Annotated in this window: 18 protein-coding genes; 16 read left to right on the forward strand and 2 right to left on the reverse strand. The window is 53.4% G+C overall.

The features are described 5' to 3' along the window. Window positions 1-40: 40 nt before the first annotated feature. The 13 genes from OU789_RS04360 to OU789_RS04420 all read left to right on the forward strand — a co-directional run bounded on the left by OU789_RS04360 (window position 41) and on the right by OU789_RS04420 (window position 11666). Window positions 41-520: a tripartite tricarboxylate transporter TctB family protein gene (locus tag OU789_RS04360; protein WP_274653629.1), complete on the forward strand. Its 480-nt coding sequence runs from the start codon at window positions 41-43 to the stop codon at window positions 518-520. Beyond that, complete coding sequence (locus OU789_RS04365) at window positions 517-2040, forward strand: tripartite tricarboxylate transporter permease (protein ID WP_274653631.1); 1524 nt, start codon at window positions 517-519, stop codon at window positions 2038-2040. Before OU789_RS04360 ends, OU789_RS04365 begins: the two co-directional genes overlap by 4 nt. Beyond that, complete coding sequence (locus OU789_RS04370) at window positions 2030-2683, forward strand: TetR/AcrR family transcriptional regulator (RefSeq protein ID WP_274653633.1); 654 nt, start codon at window positions 2030-2032, stop codon at window positions 2681-2683. The genes OU789_RS04365 and OU789_RS04370 overlap by 11 nt, the downstream gene beginning before the upstream one ends. Before the next feature lie 9 nt (window positions 2684-2692). Next, window positions 2693-3535 (forward strand): sugar phosphate isomerase/epimerase family protein, encoded by an 843-nt coding sequence (locus tag OU789_RS04375; protein ID WP_274653635.1) that lies wholly within the window; start codon window positions 2693-2695, stop codon window positions 3533-3535. 165 nt (window positions 3536-3700) lie between these two features. Continuing rightward, entirely contained in the window at window positions 3701-4846 is a 1146-nt protein-coding gene (locus tag OU789_RS04380) for a Gfo/Idh/MocA family protein (RefSeq protein ID WP_274653637.1), read from the forward strand. A gap of 14 nt (window positions 4847-4860) precedes the next feature. After that, the gene (locus tag OU789_RS04385; protein WP_274653639.1) at window positions 4861-6027 is read left to right on the forward strand and encodes a dihydrodipicolinate synthase family protein; all 1167 of its coding nucleotides are present in this window, start codon (window positions 4861-4863) and stop codon (window positions 6025-6027) included. Next, window positions 6024-6851, forward strand: a complete 828-nt coding sequence (locus tag OU789_RS04390; protein WP_274653641.1) for a sugar phosphate isomerase/epimerase family protein — start codon at window positions 6024-6026, stop codon at window positions 6849-6851. Before OU789_RS04385 ends, OU789_RS04390 begins: the two co-directional genes overlap by 4 nt. 203 nt (window positions 6852-7054) lie before the next feature. Then, the gene (gene napE / locus OU789_RS04395; RefSeq protein WP_263953653.1) at window positions 7055-7231 is read left to right on the forward strand and encodes a periplasmic nitrate reductase, NapE protein; all 177 of its coding nucleotides are present in this window, start codon (window positions 7055-7057) and stop codon (window positions 7229-7231) included. A gap of 4 nt (window positions 7232-7235) precedes the next feature. After that, complete coding sequence (locus OU789_RS04400; RefSeq protein ID WP_274653643.1) at window positions 7236-7742, forward strand: ferredoxin-type protein NapF; 507 nt, start codon at window positions 7236-7238, stop codon at window positions 7740-7742. Further along, window positions 7735-7974, forward strand: a complete 240-nt coding sequence (locus tag OU789_RS04405) for a chaperone NapD (protein WP_263953651.1) — start codon at window positions 7735-7737, stop codon at window positions 7972-7974. The genes OU789_RS04400 and OU789_RS04405 overlap by 8 nt, the downstream gene beginning before the upstream one ends. Before the next feature lie 64 nt (window positions 7975-8038). After that, entirely contained in the window at window positions 8039-10540 is a 2502-nt protein-coding gene (gene napA, locus OU789_RS04410; protein WP_274653646.1) for a nitrate reductase catalytic subunit NapA, read from the forward strand. A gap of 2 nt (window positions 10541-10542) precedes the next feature. Beyond that, window positions 10543-11019, forward strand: coding sequence for a nitrate reductase cytochrome c-type subunit (locus OU789_RS04415; RefSeq protein WP_274653648.1), 477 nt, complete (start codon window positions 10543-10545; stop codon window positions 11017-11019). Continuing rightward, window positions 11019-11666, forward strand: coding sequence for a cytochrome c3 family protein (locus OU789_RS04420; protein WP_274653650.1), 648 nt, complete (start codon window positions 11019-11021; stop codon window positions 11664-11666). Before OU789_RS04415 ends, OU789_RS04420 begins: the two co-directional genes overlap by 1 nt. A gap of 66 nt (window positions 11667-11732) precedes the next feature. Here the strand turns inward: OU789_RS04420 and OU789_RS04425 are convergent, their stop codons facing one another. After that, window positions 11733-13529, reverse strand: coding sequence for a beta-N-acetylhexosaminidase (locus OU789_RS04425; protein ID WP_274653652.1), 1797 nt, complete (start codon window positions 13527-13529; stop codon window positions 11733-11735). After that, window positions 13530-14285: a GntR family transcriptional regulator gene (locus OU789_RS04430; RefSeq protein ID WP_274653654.1), complete on the reverse strand. Its 756-nt coding sequence runs from the start codon at window positions 14283-14285 to the stop codon at window positions 13530-13532. Window positions 14286-14494: 209 nt separating this feature from the next. Here OU789_RS04430 and OU789_RS04435 point away from each other — a divergent pair, with 209 nt between their 5' ends. From OU789_RS04435 to OU789_RS04445, 3 genes are read left to right on the forward strand one after another with little or no spacing between them, the layout of a single operon-like run. Continuing rightward, complete coding sequence (locus OU789_RS04435; protein ID WP_274653656.1) at window positions 14495-15433, forward strand: carbohydrate ABC transporter permease; 939 nt, start codon at window positions 14495-14497, stop codon at window positions 15431-15433. Window position 15434: 1 nt separating this feature from the next. Then, a complete protein-coding gene (locus OU789_RS04440) occupies window positions 15435-16277 on the forward strand; it encodes a carbohydrate ABC transporter permease (RefSeq protein ID WP_274653658.1) in 843 nt (280 codons plus the stop codon). 22 nt (window positions 16278-16299) lie between these two features. Continuing rightward, window positions 16300-17505: an ABC transporter substrate-binding protein gene (locus tag OU789_RS04445; protein WP_274653660.1), complete on the forward strand. Its 1206-nt coding sequence runs from the start codon at window positions 16300-16302 to the stop codon at window positions 17503-17505. Window positions 17506-17514 lie beyond the last annotated feature (9 nt).

The following is a 17514-nucleotide window of genomic DNA, read 5'->3' on the forward strand; positions in this document are numbered from 1 at the left end:
AATTGCGCCGCCACTCCACAAAACAGGGGAACGCTTCCAAATGCTACGCATGAAGACCGCAGATGTGGTTACCGGCCTTGTACTTTGCATACTCGGCATAGCGATGGTGATCGGCGGATACACGATGGACAGGCTCGAAATAAGGAGCATTCATCCGGCCAGTATTCCAGGCTTGGTACCAATGATACTTGGCGTTCTGTTGGCAATTTGCGGGGCGTTGTTGACGTTCACGAGCCTCAACAAGAGCTACAAATTCGACATTGATGTTGATGACCCCAAAATGCTGTTCACGGCGCTTGGGCTTTGTCTCGGTTTTGCGTTGGTGTTGCTCGGGTGGATTCCATTTGCAATTGCGACGTTCATTTTCATCACACTTGCGTCTTATTTCTTTAGAGAAAGCCGCGGCGAGACCACGAAAGATAAAGCGCTCACCTTTGTGAAGTCTATTGCGTTCGCCGCGATTATGTCTGCGGCAATTTCTGCTTTGTTCCGCTACGCGTTTCTGGTGCGGCTGCCATGATGACTGTTTTGGATAGCTTGGCTCAGGCCTTTGCGAACATCACACAGCCGATGATGCTGTTTCATGTGGTTTGGGCCACGTTGCTTGGGATTTTCGTTGGAAGCTTGCCCGGCCTTACGGCGACAATGGGCGTAGCACTTCTGACCACGCTGACGTACGGCATGGGGCGGGATCCAGCGATCTTGGTTCTGATCTGTATGTATGTAGGCGCGATTTACGGCGGCTCTCGCAGTGCAATTCTGTTGAATATTCCCGGCACCCCCGCAAGTGCGGCGACCTCGCTTGATGGCTACCCGTTGGCAAAAGCGGGGAAGGCCGCAAAGGCCATGGCGCTTGCAACGACGGGCTCCGCGCTCGGCACCTTTGTTGGTATTGTGATGCTTATGCTGATTGCGCCGCCTCTGGCGTCCATTGCGCTCAAGTTTGGCTCTTACGAGTTTTTCTGGCTTGCTGTGTTTGGCATCATGATTTCCGGACAGCTGACTGCGGACGGAAATGTACTGAAGGGTTACATCGCTGGCCTTCTGGGGCTTTCTATTGCGATGATCGGGTCGGAAGGCATCCACGCCTATGTACGGTTTGATTTCGGCATTCGCGAAATGTCTGGTGGAATTGGCCTTATTCCTGTGATGGTTGGCGTATTCGGGTTTGCCGAAGTCCTTACAGCGATATCATCGCGTCGCGGTGTTGTTGAGCGCTCGCCCGAAAAGTCAGGCCGAAGCATGCCCAAGCTGGCAGAAGTCGTGAAGCACCGTGTTACTATTATTCGCTCGGGTATTATCGGAACATTTATCGGCATCATTCCCGGTGTGGGCGAAGATATCGGTGCTTGGGCGTCTTATGCAGCTGCACGTTCACGGAGCAAGGAGCGTGATAAATACGGCAAAGGGTCTCAGGAGGGCCTGATTGCTGCGGAAACCGGCAATAGCGCCGTTGTTCCGGGTTCGCTCATTCCTGCAATTACATTGGCTGTTCCGGGGTCTGCGGCATCCGCTGTTCTGATTGCGGCTCTGTTCATTCACGGTATCCGACCGGGCCCCATGATTATGATCGAGCAGCCCGATTTCATCTATTCAATTGCCGTGATGCTATTGTTTGCGACCTTTGCGATCTTTGTATTCGGCGTAACGCTGACACCGCTTTTCGTAGCAGTTCTCAAGATCCCGTATTCCTACTTGATGCCCGTAGTTTTCACGCTCTGTGTGATAGGGCCATACGCCATCAGCCAAAGACTCTTTGATGTCTGGGTTATGGCGGTGTTTGGTGTTATTGGATTTATCTTGAGAAAGATGAATTATCCGATGCCGCCACTGGTGTTGGGAATAATCCTTGGGGCCTTGTTGGACAAAAGCCTGCGCCGCGGACTGATCTTGAGCGATGGTGATCTTACGCCGTTCTTTACCCGTCCGATATCGGCGATATTTGTGGCGATTATCCTCTTTGGGGTTCTGAGCGGAATTCCGTCAATGCGAAGATTGGTGACGGGCAAAAATAAGGGGACCGCCACGCGTGAGCAGTAAACCGGCAAACGAAACCGTTCAGAAACGCAAACCACGCGATGCAGCGGGGTCGAAGAAGTCGATCCTAACAGCAGCTTTACGCGAGTTTTCCGAAGAGGGGTTTTCGGGTGCCCGTGTTGACCGGATTGCCAAGCGAGCCGGTGTGAGCAAGCCGCTCATCTATGAATACTTCGGCGATAAGAACGCGGTCTATGCAGCCGCCTTGCGTGAAGCCTACATTCGTATTCGTCAGGGCGAAAACACGCTTGATATGGATGCGATGGAGCCAGAGGCCGCAGTTGATGCCCTCGTTAGATTCACGGTTCGCCACTATCGCGAGAATCCGTGGTTTATTTCCATGCTGAATACAGAAAACCTGCACGGCGGGAGCACGATCAAACAGATTGATGGTCTTTCCGAGATCCAGTCTGGCCTGATCAGTAAGCTCGGCGATGTGCTCGCGCGTGGTGAAAAGGCGGGGTTGTTCCGGACTGGTGTTGTTCCGGCGGACTTTTATATCACGATTGCCTCGCTGTGCTATTTTCCGATTTCCAACAAACACACGTTGGAAAAGGTCTTTGAGCTGACAATCGATGAGGAGTGGCTCACCCGACATACCGATGAAATATCTCGAATGGTTTTGGCGTATTTGGCCAAGCGCTAGGAGCAATTTGTGCGACTGTCCTATTGCAATGAAACACTCGCTCAAGAGGGCATGTCGTTTCCAGAGCAATGCGCGACACTCGCAAGCCTTGGCTATACAGGTATCGAAATCGCGCCAGGGTCGCTCGCCGAAAATCCACTGGAAGTGACTGTTCAAGATGCTGAAGTTTTGCGGGAACAAGCAAGTGCCGCGGGCTTGGAAATAATAGGATTTCACTGGCTTTTGTCTGCGCTTGGACATCTTTCGATCACAGACGCGAGCAAGCAATCAGAGACAGTCGCCGCGATCACTCATCTAATTGATCTCAACGCCGCCTGTGGTGGGGATGTGCTGATACACGGCTCGCCAAAACAACGTGAAATTGGAGTGGTAGGTGCCACGAAAGCGCGCAGAAATGCGGTTGAAATATTCAAACGTGTTGCGGAGCACGCAGGTGCAAAAGGCGCAACATACTGCGTAGAGCCGCTGGACCCCTCGCAAACAGTCTTCATCAACACTGTCGAGGAAGCGGTTGAGATCGTTGACGAAGTCGGCCACCCGAATTTCCGCGCGATGATTGATACGAGTTCGTCGGGTGTAGCAGAGAGTGTATCTGTTGCGGAGCTCATTAAACTTTGGGCAGGAACAGGTTACATCGGGCATATCCATCTGAATGATACTAATAGGGGCGTTCCAGGAGCAGGCAGTGATCCGTTCGATGAAATTCTGGCGGCCATACAAACAAGTGAGTGGAGAGGGCATCTTTCCGTAGAGCCCTTCGTGCTTTCGGGAACCGCAACAGAAACTGCGCGCCTCGCAATAAAAACACTCCGCGAGATAATGGAGCCGAGCGGCGGCCAATGTGCCCCCTGATTTCAGTAGGTGATTCCCAACTTTGCCCGAGAATTTCGAAGTTGGGAGCGTTGGAAGCGTTTATTAAGTGACTGAAGTTAAGGGGAAATGGGTCGTTTTAGAATTGTCTTGTCAATTATATTACTGACTAGTAGGTAAGTATAGAGTTTGCAGAAGGGAAGCATCATGAAAAAAGTCGGGATCATCATGCACGGCGTCACCGGTCGAATGGGGATGAACCAACATCTTATTCGCTCGGTTTTGGCAATTAGGGCGCAGGGTGGATTGGCGCTATCGGACGGAACGGTATTGATGCCCGATCCAATTATTGTCGGACGGAACGAAGCCAAAATCGCGGCACTTGCCGCCAAGCACGATGTGGAGCGATATACCACTGATCTGGATGCCGCTCTTGCCGACCCATACAACGAGATTTTCTTTGATGCGGCCTCGACGCAACTTCGCCCGGGTTTGCTGCGCAAAGCAATTGATGCGGGCAAGCACGTCTATTGTGAGAAGCCAGTTTCAGAAGGGCTGGAGGAAGCCGTTGAGATCGCGCGCTACGCTAAAGAGAAGGGCGTCAAGAACGGTATCGTTCACGACAAGCTTGACCTCCCTGGGTTGGTGAAGCTCAAGCGTCTAAGAGATAGCGGGTTCTTTGGTGAAATCCTGTCTGTGAAGGGGGAGTTTGGCTATTGGGTGTTTGAGGGCGACTGGATGCCAGCGCAACGCCCAAGCTGGAACTACCGTGTCGAAGATGGCGGCGGCATGGTGTCTGACATGCTATGTCATTGGCGCTATGTGCTGGACAATGTGATCGCACCAGTAAAATCCGTGAGCTGTACAACGGCGACCCATATTCCTGAGCGCGTTGACGAAAACGGCAAGACCTACAAATGCACCGCTGATGATGCTGCCTATGCGACCTTCATGCTCGAGGGCGACATTGTCGCGCATATCAACTCTAGCTGGTGTACCCGCGTGCGCCGCGATGATTTGGTGACTTTTCAGGTTGATGGAACTTTGGGGTCTGCGGTTGCAGGGCTGCATTCCTGTTATAGCCAGCATCGCGTGAATACACCGAAGCCGGTCTGGAATCCCGATGAGCCGAATACGCTCGACTTTTATGAAAACTGGGAAGAGGTGCCTGACAACGCGGTTCTGGATAATGGCTTCAAGGTTCAGTGGGAGCAATTCCTGCGCCATGTCTTTGATGGCGGCGAATGGAGTTATGATCTGGCCGAAGGTGCTAAAGGCGTGCAGCTCGCCGAAGCTGGCTATCAGAGCGCCAAAGAGCGCCGCTGGATTGACCTGCCGGCGTTGGACATCTGAGGGAGGAGTCTGGCATGACAATCGTTAACCTACCTACGGAAAACCGCACGATTGAGCCATTCAAGATCGATGTTGGCGTTGATCCTAAATCGGTTGCTCCGATTACGGGCGGAAGCCGTGTTGCTTTTGCTGCGGCGCATGTAGTTGTTGATCCGTTCGCTGATGTATCGCCAATGATCGAAGGCGCTGTTGACTGGGACAAAACACTCGCCTTTCGTGAGCATGTCTGGAGTCTTGGTTTTGGTGTTGCCGAGGCTATGGATACGGCGCAACGCGGTATGGGAATGGACTGGCCGACGTCTCTGGAGCTTATCCAGCGGAGCGTGAAGCTCGCGAAATCCGGCGGTCATCTGATTGCGTGCGGGGCAGGTACAGATCATCTGGAGCCGTCAGACGCCATTACGATTGATGACGTGATTGCTGCCTATGAAATGCAATGCGAAGCAGTCGAGGCTGCTGGCGGACAAGTGATATTGATGGCGTCACGAGCATTGGCCAAGGCCGCGCGCTCACCTGATGATTACAAGCGGGTTTACACGCGTATTCTATCCGGTCTTCAACAGCCCGCAATCCTTCATTGGTTGGGAGATATGTTTGATCCGGCGCTTGCGGGATATTGGGGCTCTGACGATCTAATGGCCGCAATGGAAACATGCCTTGAGGTGATCGAAACGAATGCAGCGAAGGTTGACGGAATAAAGGTTTCGCTTTTGTCAGCGGAGAAAGAGATCGTGATGCGCCGCCGCCTTCCTGAAAGGGTGCGGATGTATACGGGCGATGATTTCAACTATCCGGACCTCATTGCAGGCGATGAACAGGGGTATAGCCACGCACTCCTCGGAATTTTTGACCCGATCGCCGCGGTTGCGGCAAAGGCGCTGAACGCGTTGGAAGCAGGGAATACAGACGATTATAACGCAATTTTCGCGCCAACCGTTCCGCTCTCGCGCCATATCTTCAAGGCGCCGACGCGGTTCTACAAAACTGGAGTGGTTTTCCTTGCCTATTTGAATGGGCATCAGGATCACTTTACGATGCTCGGTGGTCAGCAGGCGGGGCGTTCTGCTCTGCATTTCGCGGATATTATCCGATTGGGGAATGCCGCAGGTATGTTCCCAGATCCGGAGATGTCTGCCACGCGAGCAGCGCGCGTTTTCGCAACGATGGGTGTTGAGCCATGAGACGTGTTACGCCTGATCTTATGTCGCTCAACACGGCGACGGTTAAGCAGCAGTGGAACCTTGAGCAGTGCATCGAGGGGTGCGCACGCCACGGAGTTGGGGGGATTGCGCCTTGGCGGGATGTCCTTCACGAGATGGGCGTCAGCAAGGCGGCAAAGCACATTCGCGATGCGGATTTGCAGGTATCCGGCCTTTGCCGCGGAGGGTGGTTTACAGCTGAAGGCGCACTTACCCCAGCAGTGATCGACGATAACAAGCGTGCCGTTGATGAAGCTGTTGAGCTCGGATCAGCGTGCCTTGTGATGGTTGTTGGCGGGCTCGCGGACGGATCCAAAGATATTGATGGTGCGCGCGCGATCGTTGAGGAAGGGCTTGCCAAAACTTTGGACTATGCGCGCTCTGTGAACATGCCGATCGCGATTGAGCCGCTCCATCCAATGTATGCAGCCGACCGTGCTTGCGTGAACACGCTTCGCCAAACACTTGATATTTGCGATAAACTTGGCGAGGGCATTGGCGCGGCGGTTGATGTCTACCATGTCTGGTGGGACCCAGAGATTCAGGAGCAAATCAAACGCGCCGGCAAGGAGCGCCTCTATGCTTTCCACGTTTGTGATTGGCTGCTTGAAACCAAAGATATGCTTACGGATCGTGGCATGATGGGCGATGGTGTAATTGACATTCCAGCTTTGCGTAAAGGTGTTGAGACGCAGGGCTTTGACGGTCTGGTTGAGGTCGAAATTTTCTCAGCAACCAACTGGTGGAAACGCGATCCTGACGAGGTCATGCAGGTGTTGATCGAGCGCGGCGCAACGGCTTGTTGAAGGTTTTCATTGGTTCTGAACTCGTGCGTTCCCTATCCGTGAAATCGGCGAATTAACCCAACGATTTTACTAATAAAGCTTTGTTTCGAAACGTTTTTTCTGGCTGCCCTCAGTCAACTGTAAAACGTGAACAACCGCGCGTTGATTTTTAAACAGAACGGATGCTAAGGTCGGGTATAGATTTTAGACTGGGGGCTATACCTATGTCAGATGTTGACACGAAAAGTGATTCAAGCGCCGCCGTATCCAAAAAAGACGAGCGCACTGCATTTATTTTTCTTGCTGTGTTTCTAGCGCCTATTTTGGCCGTCGCGATTGTTGGTGGATACGGGTTTATGATCTGGATGAGCCAGATTATCAGCGGCCCTCCAACCGGTTAATGCAATGAGCCTGTCGCGAACAGAAACCGTCGGACGGCGGGGCTTTCTGACCGGACGGGGCGAAGCGCAGCTTCGGCCACCATGGGCAACCGAAGAAAGTATCCGCGAGAGTTGCACAAGTTGTGGGGCTTGTATTTCTGCGTGCCCCGAAGCGATCCTTATTGAGGGGCCAGCAAAGACGCCAACCGTCGATTTCTCGGAGAATGCCTGTACGTTTTGCAGGAAATGCGCGGATGCTTGTGAGGAGGGCGTGTTTGGCGATACCTCTGAAGCGCCTTGGAACCTCATCGCAACGATCCAGAATTCCTGCATGCTCAATATAGGGGTGAGCTGTCAAATTTGCTCTGATGCTTGCATGGATGATGCGTTGCGTTTCTCCTATCTTCCGCAACCTAGCGGGAAAATTGAAATTAACACAGAGGCCTGTACAGGATGCGGCGCCTGTATTTCCGTATGCCCCAATGGGGCCATCGAGTTGCGCAAAGCGCCGCAAGGAGAAAGTGATGCCTGACGTTGTACATATCTCGAGCCTGCTGCTGCGGGCTGATCCGGCCAAACTTCCGAGCGTGCTCGAGGATGTGGCAGGTGTGCCGAACGCAGAGGTGCCCATGTCGGATGAAAACGGCAAAATCATCGTCACACTCGAGACCGACTCTGAATCAGAGATCGTTGAATCCCTAACCAAATTACAACTCATCGATGGCGTATACAGCGCGTCATTGGTGTATCACCAAATGGATTAACCCAAAAAAATTCTTCGCAATTAGCGAGCCACGAACGCATAGCGAGCGACAAAGGAGAACGAACATGACCGGAATGACGAGGCGAGATGTTATCAAAGCTCAAGCGGTAGCGGCTGCTGCTGCGGCGGCGGGTATGCCCCTTTCGGCAACGGCGCAAAATCTGGTAACGGATGCTGATCTGACTCAGCTGAAGTGGTCAAAGGCGGCGTGTCGTTTCTGCGGAACCGGCTGTTCGATCATGGTTGCAACCAAAGCAGGGCGCGTTGTGGCAACACACGGCGATGCCGAAGCTGAGGTAAACCGAGGCTTGAACTGTGTGAAAGGGTATTTCCTTTCCAAGATCATGTACGGCCAAGACCGTTTGACCACTCCTCTCCTTCGCAAGAGCAACGGCGTTTATGATAAGAACGGTGATTTCGAGCCAGTGTCTTGGGACGAAGCCTTCGATATTATGGCCGAGAAATGGAAAAAGACGCTCGCCGAAAAAGGCCCGAAAGGGATCGGAATGTTTGGCTCTGGCCAGTGGACTGTCTGGGAAGGATATGCCGCTGCTAAGTTGATGAAAGCTGGCTTCCTTTCGAACAACATCGATCCAAACGCGCGCCACTGTATGGCCAGCGCGGTTGTAGGTTTTATGCGGACCTTCGGGATTGACGAGCCGATGGGCTGCTACGACGATTTCGAGAATGCCGATGCCTTCGTGCTTTGGGGGTCAAACATGGCCGAGATGCACCCGATCCTCTGGACTCGCATCGCAGATCGCCGCTTTAGCCATCCAGGCACCGAAGTTGCCGTGCTTTCCACATTCAAGCACCGCAGCTTTGATCTTGCCGATATTCCGGCAATCTTCACGCCGCAAACTGATCTGGTGATCCTGAACTATATCGCCAACTACATCATTCAGAACGACGCGGTGAACAAAGAGTTCGTCGAGAAGCACGTGAACTTTAAGAAAGGTGCTCAAGACATCGGTTATGGCCTTCGGGACGATAACCCGCTTCAAATGGAAGCGGAAAACCCGAACTCGGGCGCTGCCGATCCGATTTCCTTCGAGGAATTCGCCGAGTTTGTTGCTCCATATACGCTTGAGATGGCGGCTGAAATGTCTGGGGTCTCTGAGGAAACGCTTGAGAGGCTGGCGAAAATCTATGCCGATCCCGATCGCAAAGTCATGTCACTCTGGACAATGGGCGTAAACCAACACACCCGCGGTGTTTGGGTCAACAACATGATCTATAACCTGCACCTGCTTACCGGTAAAATCTCCACCCCGGGCAACTCGCCGTTCTCGCTGACGGGCCAGCCTTCTGCGTGTGGAACGGCGCGCGAAGTCGGTACATTCTCACACCGCTTGCCAGCAGACATGGTCGTGGCGAATCCGGAGCACCGCGCCAAGGCGGAGAAAATCTGGAAGCTGCCCGAAGGTACAATTCCTGATTGGAATGGTGCGCATGCGGTTCAGCAAAACCGACAGCTCAAAGACGGCGCGATCAATTGTTATTGGGTTCAGGTGAACAACAATATGCAGGCTGCACCGAATATGATGCAAGAAGGCCTGCCCGGATATCGCAACCCTGACAACTTCATTGTTGTTTCGGACGCTTACCCGACCGTGACTGCAGAAGCTGCCGACTTGATCCTGCCTGCCGCGATGTGGGTCGAGAAAGAAGGCGCATACGGCAACGCCGAGCGGCGTACCCAGTTCTGGCACCAGCTTGTGGATGCGCCAGGTGACTCTCGCTCCGACCTCTGGCAACTCGCAGAATTCTCCAAGCGGTTCACAACCGACGAAGTCTGGCCAGCCGAGCTTCTTGAAGCAAATCCTGATTACAAGGGTAAAACGCTTTATGAGGTTCTCTTCACTAATGGTCAGGTCGATGCATTCCCGCTCGAAGAGACGTCTGAAGAATACGCGAACCAAGAAGCCAATGATTTTGGCTATTACATCCAAAAAGGCCTGTTCGAGGAATATGCCCAGTTTGGTCGTGGCAAGGCCCATGATCTGGCTGACTTTGATACCTACCACGAGGTGCGCGGCCTAAGATGGCCAGTTGTTGATGGTAAGGAAACCAAGTGGCGCTTCAAAGAGGGCTCCGACCCTTATGCCAAAGAGGGCAGTGGCTGGGATTTCTACGGCCATAAAGACGGCAAAGCTGTTGTCTTCGCGCTCCCGTATGAAGCTCCGCCGGAAATGCCGGACGAGAGTTTCCCATTCTGGCTCTGCACCGGCCGTGTTCTGGAACATTGGCATTCAGGCTCTATGACACAGCGGGTTGAAGAGCTTCACAAAGCAATTCCCGATGCGCTTTGTTATATGCATCCGGATGACGCCGCTGAATTGAACGTTCGGCGTGGATCAGCGGTTAAGGTGTCATCACGGCGGGGTGAGATTGCACTGCGTGTTGAAACACGTGGCCGCAACCAGCCTCCGCGCGGATTGATTTTTGTGCCGTGGTTTGATGCATCCAAGCTCATCAACAAAGTGACGCTTGATGCGACAGACCCACTCTCGAAACAGACTGACTTTAAGAAATGTGCGGTCAAAATCGAAGCATTGAAGGCGTAATCATGAAACTTTTGTCAAAAACGATTGTTGCCTCTGCTCTGGTCGTCGCCATGATCGGCGGCGCGGTGGCGCAGGAATCCGTTGCAACGCTACGGAGCGGTGTCGCATTGGATGAGAACGCCAAGCCGCCGCAAATCCCCGCGATGACCAACAATGATTTGCGTCAGGTTCGGAACTATCCCGAACAGCCGCCGCTCATTCCGCATAAGATCGAAGGCTACCAAATCGACAGCAAAGCGAACAAATGTCTTCAGTGTCATAGCCGCTCGGCAATCGGTGAGAGTCAGGCGCCAATGATTTCAATCACGCACTTCATGAACCGTGACAACCAGTTCCTCGCCTCGGTCACACCGCGCCGTTACTTCTGTACACAATGCCACGTGCCGCAGCTTGAAACTGATCCACTGGTCGAGAACACATTTGTCGATGTGGATCAGGTTCTTGAATACGTCGCTGGTCAGCAGAAGGAAGAGAAGTGATGCTTTCTTTCATTAAGCGAGTCTGGGCGACCATTCGCCGACCGAGCGTCCACTATAGCCTTGGCTTTCTGACGATTGGCGGCTTCGTAATGGGCGTTATCTTCTGGGGTGGTTTCAACACTGCCTTGGAAGTGACCAACACCGAAAAGTTCTGTGTGAGCTGCCACGAGATGCGCGATAACGTCTTTCAGGAACTAAAGCCCACAATCCACTACACCAACCGTTCCGGAGTTCGTGCGACGTGCCCGGATTGTCACGTGCCGCATGATTGGACCAATAAGATCGCTCGAAAAATGCAGGCCTCGAAAGAAGTCTGGGGCAAGATTTTCGGGACAATCAACACACGCGAAAAGTTTCTGGAGCATAGGCTAAAGTTGGCGCAAAACGAATGGGCGCGACTTGAGGCGAACAACTCCCTTGAGTGCCGAAATTGTCATTCCCCAGACTCTATGGACATCACGCGGCAAAGTAAGCGCGCAGCCGAAGCCCATGAGCGCTTTCTGTTTACCGGAGAGAAGACGTGCATCAACTGTCACAAGGGGATCGCACACGAGCTTCCTGATATGGGGCAGGCGGGGCTTACGCTCCCGCACTCCAAGCCTTCCGGCGAGATCGAGAGCTATCTAAAGACCGCTCAGAAGAACTAGAGCAGGTTGAGTTTAGAAAGTTGAGGGCAGGCCGTGAGCCTGCCCTTTTATATTTTGGGCCGTCGATCAATCGGTGTCGCCCAATCCCAACGGAAGATCACGGTAATGCCCCGCGATTTGGCGAAGGTCTTTGGCGTTGATATCCTGCTCCTGCCACGCCTTTGAAGCAACGCCGAGAATGCGCGGCATGAGCATCGGCCAGAGTTGGCTGTCCTCTGTCGTGAATTCGGACCAGAACTCACCCTGAACACCAATAATGCGATCCTTAAGGTCGTCTTCTGGTACGGGTTCCCAGTTGATGGTGTCGTCGAGGGAGACATATGCCGCCCAGTTCGCGCCCCAATCGTCTGCGCTTTTGGACCATGCCATATCAAGATAGACGTGCTGCGCTGGCGCCATGACAACGTCATATCCTGCGCGCGCAGCTTCGAGCCCTGGGCCTTGACCAGTCCATGTAAACAGGATGGCGTTGTTTCCAATCCCGCCGTTCTTACCCTGCGCGGCTTCTTCCCAAGCTGCTGGGCGCTGACCGTTTCGAACAACGACCTGCGCGAGTTTTTCCATCATCCAGCCTTGCAGGTCCTGCGTGGTTTCAAGCCCGTGCTCCGCCATCAGCGCGCGTGCCTTTGGCGAGCCCATCCACGTGTCTTTCGGAAGCTCATCACAGCCCAGATGCAAATGGCCGAATGGAAACAGTTCTCCCACTTCCTTTGCAATCGCCTCAACGATCTCCCACGTCTTTGGCATTGCTGGGTTAAGCACATTGCCTTTGTATCCCTGTACGCTTGTTTCCGCGCCATTGTCGGTGGGGTCACGCACTTCTGGATAAACATGGGCAATCGCCAAGGCATGCGCGGGGCACTCGATTTCGGGCATGACCTCAATGTTGAGCGCCGCTGCATGCGCTATGATTTTCTGCGCGTTGGGTTTTGAGTAACTGCCGCCGCTTTCTGGGCCTCCCGCGAACAGCGCGGGCATCAAATGTCCTTCTCCACGCGTTTCGGTCTGCTGCCAAAGCTCGGGCAGACAGTCGATCTGAAGCCGGAATGCTTCGTCATCGGCGAAATGCCAGTGGAAACGGTTCATTTTCAGCAATGCCATCAGGTCGAGCAAATCGAGGATGGTTTGCGGCTCGTAAAAGTGGCGCGCGGTATCAAGATGCTGCCCGCGCCATGTAAACCGCGGAGTGTCTGTTACTGTGCCGCACGGTAGGGTGCCATTATGCATATTTACCAACGTCAGCAACGTTATGCCCGCATAGAAGCGCCCGCCGTAAGAGGAACTGAATACAGTTATTCTGTCCGCAGATATTTCGAGGCGATAGGCGTCCGTCGCCATGTTTTCCTCGACAAACTCTACTTGGTGGCCCGCCTTATCAACGAACCCGCCAAAACCTCGTCGGACCGCGAGATCGTGAACCGCAGCAAACGCGGGATCGTTTGACGCAAATCTTGTGACGCTGATTGTGTCGTTCGCAAGCTCATAAGAAGTTGGTTGTGGGACGATACGCAAGCCGTCGAACGGCTCTGTCTTGCCTAGGTGATCCGTGTTGACGCCTGCTTCAGTCGGTGGAAGCTCTAGAATCTCGCCTTCTACCCGCAAATAGGGGCCAAGCGGCATCCATGCGCGGTTTGCTGGAATAAACCCGCCGTCATATTTGATTGTGACGTTATGCGGCTCGTCCGCGCGCAGGTTCGGTAGGGCAACTTCAGTATAGCTTCCAACTGTTCTGAGGGTCATCCCTCCATCAACAGCAAGCATGGGGCCCATACCAGAGAAGCAGAAAGTTGGGGTGTTGAGGTCGCGATCGGCTGTGATGACGCAGCGCATCACCTCACCGTCGATACGGCAGCTATAGTTCATTTAGTCGGCTCCGAGTTCGGAAATAAAGTCGTAGATGTCAGAGCGGTAAAGTCCGCTGGTGAATTCAATGGGACGACGCGAGGCGAGGTATCCTGTGCGCTCGATCCTCAAAACCGCCGAACCCTCAGGCAGGCGGAGCAGTTCGGCATCTTCGCCGCTAACATTTACCGCCGTAACCCGCTGGATCGCACGCACCGGTGCCTGACCACGTTCGCGCAGCACCTTATAGAGAGAGACCTTTACGCGTTCGGGAAACGGTAGAATATCTTGTGGCAGGGACGAGCTTTCAAGCGCCATTGGAGTCTCGCCTGCAGAACGTAGTCGGCGAACCCGCGCGACCTTGTCCGTTCCGGAAAGGCCAAGTGTAACCATTTCATCTGGATTCGGCGTAAACAAACCTGCGGCAAGGATTTCGCTGCTCGACGTCTTTCCGCGCGCCGACATATTCTCTGTAAAAGAGATCAGCGTTGAGAGCGACTGTTTCAGCTTTTTCGATTCCTTGCGCACATAAGAGCCCGCTCCCTGGCGCTGCTCAACCAGCCCATCGGCGACAAGTTGAGCAACGGCCTTCCTTATAGTGACCCGACTCACGCAAGCGATTTCCGCCATTTCCCGCTCGGGAGGGAGCCGCTCATCAGCACTGATTTTGCCGGATTGGATCAACTCGCTGATGTGGCGCTGAAGCTGTTGATATCTTGGTCCGCCGCCCTGTTTAAACCAAGCGTCGGGCGCGTATATTTTAGAAAGCTCAGACATGGCGGCTCGCCTTATTGGTATTGTTTTTGACATACCAATTTGCATTTATTTTGCAATTGGAATTAACTCATTCTATCAAAATTCCCCTTAAAAACAAGAGTTTTGTGACCATTTTTGAATTTGGTATTATTTTGTAGGCAAGTGGCTTTTCTTTGGTATCATTATTCAACACCTCTGATTCGTCGGAGGGCTGCACCAAGGAGGGGAACTTGTCAGACGTAACGCAAAGCATCGAAGGCGGAGTGAAGCACGGAACTGCTCGTAGGAACATTCTTCCGGAGGGCGTGTTTGCCTGGATGCTGGTTGGCCCTGCGATGCTCTTTATCGGAGTCATTGTGGCGTGGCCACTGGCCGAAACGATCCGACTGTCCTTCATGGAGGCGGGCCTCGGTGGTGAAAAATATGTGGGCCTCGCGAACTACGAAGATTTGGTGAGCAGCCGCAAATTTCACCAGACCATCGTGCGCACATTCTATTGGATGTTCCTGTCGGTCGCGCTCAAACTTATTCTCGGACTTATTGGCGCAACGCTTCTTAACGCAGCCATTCCGGGGCGGGCTCTGTTCCGCGTTTTGATTATGCCGCCTTGGGTTATTCCGATTGCGATTGGCTGTATCGGTTGGCTGTGGCTCTATAACGGGTACTTCGGCATCCTTTCGGGTGTGGCGCAGAAACTTGGCATCGTTGATGGACCGTTTGAGTTCCTCGCCTACAAAACATCCGCTTTCTATTCCGCGATTGTAACCGACGTTTGGGTCGGGGTGCCGATGGTGACGCTTTTCTTCCTCGCTGCGATGCAGGGCGTGAGCCGAGATCTGTACGAGGCCGCATGGGTTGACGGGGCAGGGCGCTGGTATCGCTTCCGTCGCATCACAATCCCGCAAATCATGCCGGTGATTGTGTCCATGTCGCTCCTTTCTGCGATCTTTACCTTCAACAGCTTCGAGATCATCTGGATCTTGACCGAAGGTGGCCCGCGCGGCGCGACAACAACACTGATCGTTGACACATACAAAACAGCAATCGGCAACTACAAATTCGGCGAAGGCTCTGCACGTGCGGTCATTATCGTGATCCTGCTGGGACTGTTCTCGCTCGCCTACCTGTTCTTCCTGAACAAAGTGAACAAAAAATACGGAGCGAAATAAGATGATGGACCGTTACACAAAACTGCAAATGGCCGGCATCTACTTCTGCGTGGCAATCTTCTTGATTTTCATGCTGCTGCCGTTCTTTGAAATGTTCATGGCGTCGCTGCGTCCGCTGGAGCACCTTTTCCGCAGCCCTTATCAATTCTGGTCAACAGACTTCAGCTTTGAAGCCTATTCCAAAATGTGGGAAACGGTTCCGCTTCTCGGGCGGTACATCTTCAACTCGATCTTCATCGCTTTCTCGGTGACGGCCATTACGATGGTGTTTGTAGTGCCAGCGGCCTATGCCTATGCGCGACTGAAGTTCCCCTTCAAGAACGCCTCTCTCGCGATCTTTCTGGGCGTGAACATGTTCACAGGCGCCGTTCTTCTGATCCCGCTCTATCGTGTTCTGCGCAGCATGGGTCTGCTCAACACATATTGGGCGATGATTGTTCCTGGCGTTGCTTTCCTGATCCCGACAGGCATCTGGTTGCTGCGCTCCTATCTTGAGAAAATTCCACTTGAGCTTGAAGAGGCCGCTTTTGTGGATGGCGCATCGCGGATGTATACGCTGCGCCGGGTTGTGCTGCCGCTTGCGGTGCCGGGCCTGATCGTTGTTGGCGTGGCCGTGTTCATCGGTGCCTATGCCCAGCAATTCCTCTTCGCAATCACATTCAACCAGACGCGCGAACTGCAACCGCTGCCTGCGGGTCTGTATGAATTCATCGGCTATCAGTCGGTGACCTGGAACGAGATGATGGCTGCGGCCTTGGTAGGTGTCCTGCCGGTCATGGTGATCTTCCTGTTCCTTCAAAAATACCTCGTGGCCGGTCTGACGGCTGGTGCGGTCAAAGAATAATTCAACCAAGGGAGAAAATGGTATGAAACCTATGAAAATAACGCTCGGAGCGCTGCTGCTGTCCGGTACAGCGATGTCGGCGATGGCCGATGACACAGAGCTGCACTTCATCATGTGCGGCGGCGAAGTTCGCGAAGCGGACCAAGCTGTTGTGGACCAGTTCATCGCCGATCATGATGGCGTTACTGTAAACCTCGAAGCTGTGCCATGGGGCACATGCCAAGACAAATCGCTCACACTTGCTGCTGCGGGTGATCCCCCCTCGATTGCTTACATGGGTTCGCGCACCTTGCGCCAGCTTGCCAACAACGATCTGATCGTTCCGGCAAACATCGACCCAGAAACACCATATCAGCCTGGCGTTCTGAACACCGTAACAATCGAAGGCACAGCATGGGGCTACCCACACGCGTTTTCGACAAAAGGTTTGTATCTGAACTGTGATCTGATCGAAGCTTCTGGTCAGGCATGTGAAGCACCAGCAACATGGGACGACATGTATGCACTGGCCAAAGGCGTTGTTGACAACACTGACGCTGCGGGCGTTGGCCTTGCCGGTAAAGACTTTGACAACACAATGCACCAGTTCCTCAACTATCTCTACTCCAACGGTGGTGTAGTTGTTGATGCGGCAACAGGTGAAAACAAGCTCGACAGCAAAGAGACACGTGAAACGCTCGAGTTCTACGGCAAGCTTGTTGAGGTTGCTCAAGACGGCCCAACCGCTTGGGAACGCGACCAGCTTCGCGACCTCTTCAACGATGGCAAAATCGCCATGTACGTCAGTGGCCCTTGGGGCTATGGCCAGCACAAAGAAGAGATCAACCAGAAGGTTGTTCCTGTTCCTGCGGGTCCATCCGGCGAGAGCGGCTCTATCTTGATCACAGACTCGATTGTTGTGTTCAAAGGGTCCGGCCACGAAGATCTGGCACATGAGCTTGCTCAGCGCATCACATCGGGTGACAGCCAGTATGACCTCGACAGCTCTTGGGGCCTTACACCGATCCTCGACTATGCTGCACTCGGCAAAACAGATCTCTACTACGAAGATGGTATCTGGCCTGTGTTCACAAGTTCGATTTCCACAGGTGGCCCAGAGCCACTCGTAGAAGACTTCAAATCGCTTCAGTCCGTGTTCACAAACATGGTTCAGGGCATCATCCTTCAGGATGACAGCGTTGATAACCTTGTGACCATCGCTGGCGAAGAGCTCGACGAAGCTCTCTAAAGCTCCCTC

Source organism: Halocynthiibacter sp. C4 (genome assembly GCF_028823805.1).
Classification (GTDB): domain Bacteria; phylum Pseudomonadota; class Alphaproteobacteria; order Rhodobacterales; family Rhodobacteraceae; genus Falsihalocynthiibacter; species Falsihalocynthiibacter halioticoli.

Bases quoted from the DNA above. Each gene is read 5' to 3' on its own strand.
- OU789_RS04365 (WP_274653631.1), top strand. From the start codon at position 517: ATGATGACTGTTTTGGATAGCTTGGCTCAGGCCTTTGCGAACATCACA.
- OU789_RS04390 (WP_274653641.1), top strand. From the start codon at position 6,024: ATGAGACGTGTTACGCCTGATCTTATGTCGCTCAACACGGCGACGGTT.
- OU789_RS04415 (WP_274653648.1), top strand. From the start codon at position 10,543: ATGAAACTTTTGTCAAAAACGATTGTTGCCTCTGCTCTGGTCGTCGCC.
- OU789_RS04400 (WP_274653643.1), top strand. From the start codon at position 7,236: ATGAGCCTGTCGCGAACAGAAACCGTCGGACGGCGGGGCTTTCTGACC.
- OU789_RS04440 (WP_274653658.1), top strand. From the start codon at position 15,435: ATGATGGACCGTTACACAAAACTGCAAATGGCCGGCATCTACTTCTGC.
- napA (WP_274653646.1), top strand. From the start codon at position 8,039: ATGACCGGAATGACGAGGCGAGATGTTATCAAAGCTCAAGCGGTAGCG.
- OU789_RS04405 (WP_263953651.1), top strand. From the start codon at position 7,735: ATGCCTGACGTTGTACATATCTCGAGCCTGCTGCTGCGGGCTGATCCG.
- OU789_RS04425 (WP_274653652.1), bottom strand. From the start codon at position 13,529: ATGAACTATAGCTGCCGTATCGACGGTGAGGTGATGCGCTGCGTCATC.
- OU789_RS04420 (WP_274653650.1), top strand. From the start codon at position 11,019: ATGCTTTCTTTCATTAAGCGAGTCTGGGCGACCATTCGCCGACCGAGC.
- OU789_RS04445 (WP_274653660.1), top strand. From the start codon at position 16,300: ATGAAACCTATGAAAATAACGCTCGGAGCGCTGCTGCTGTCCGGTACA.
- OU789_RS04360 (WP_274653629.1), top strand. From the start codon at position 41: ATGCTACGCATGAAGACCGCAGATGTGGTTACCGGCCTTGTACTTTGC.
- napE (WP_263953653.1), top strand. From the start codon at position 7,055: ATGTCAGATGTTGACACGAAAAGTGATTCAAGCGCCGCCGTATCCAAA.
- OU789_RS04385 (WP_274653639.1), top strand. From the start codon at position 4,861: ATGACAATCGTTAACCTACCTACGGAAAACCGCACGATTGAGCCATTC.
- OU789_RS04430 (WP_274653654.1), bottom strand. From the start codon at position 14,285: ATGTCTGAGCTTTCTAAAATATACGCGCCCGACGCTTGGTTTAAACAG.
- OU789_RS04380 (WP_274653637.1), top strand. From the start codon at position 3,701: ATGAAAAAAGTCGGGATCATCATGCACGGCGTCACCGGTCGAATGGGG.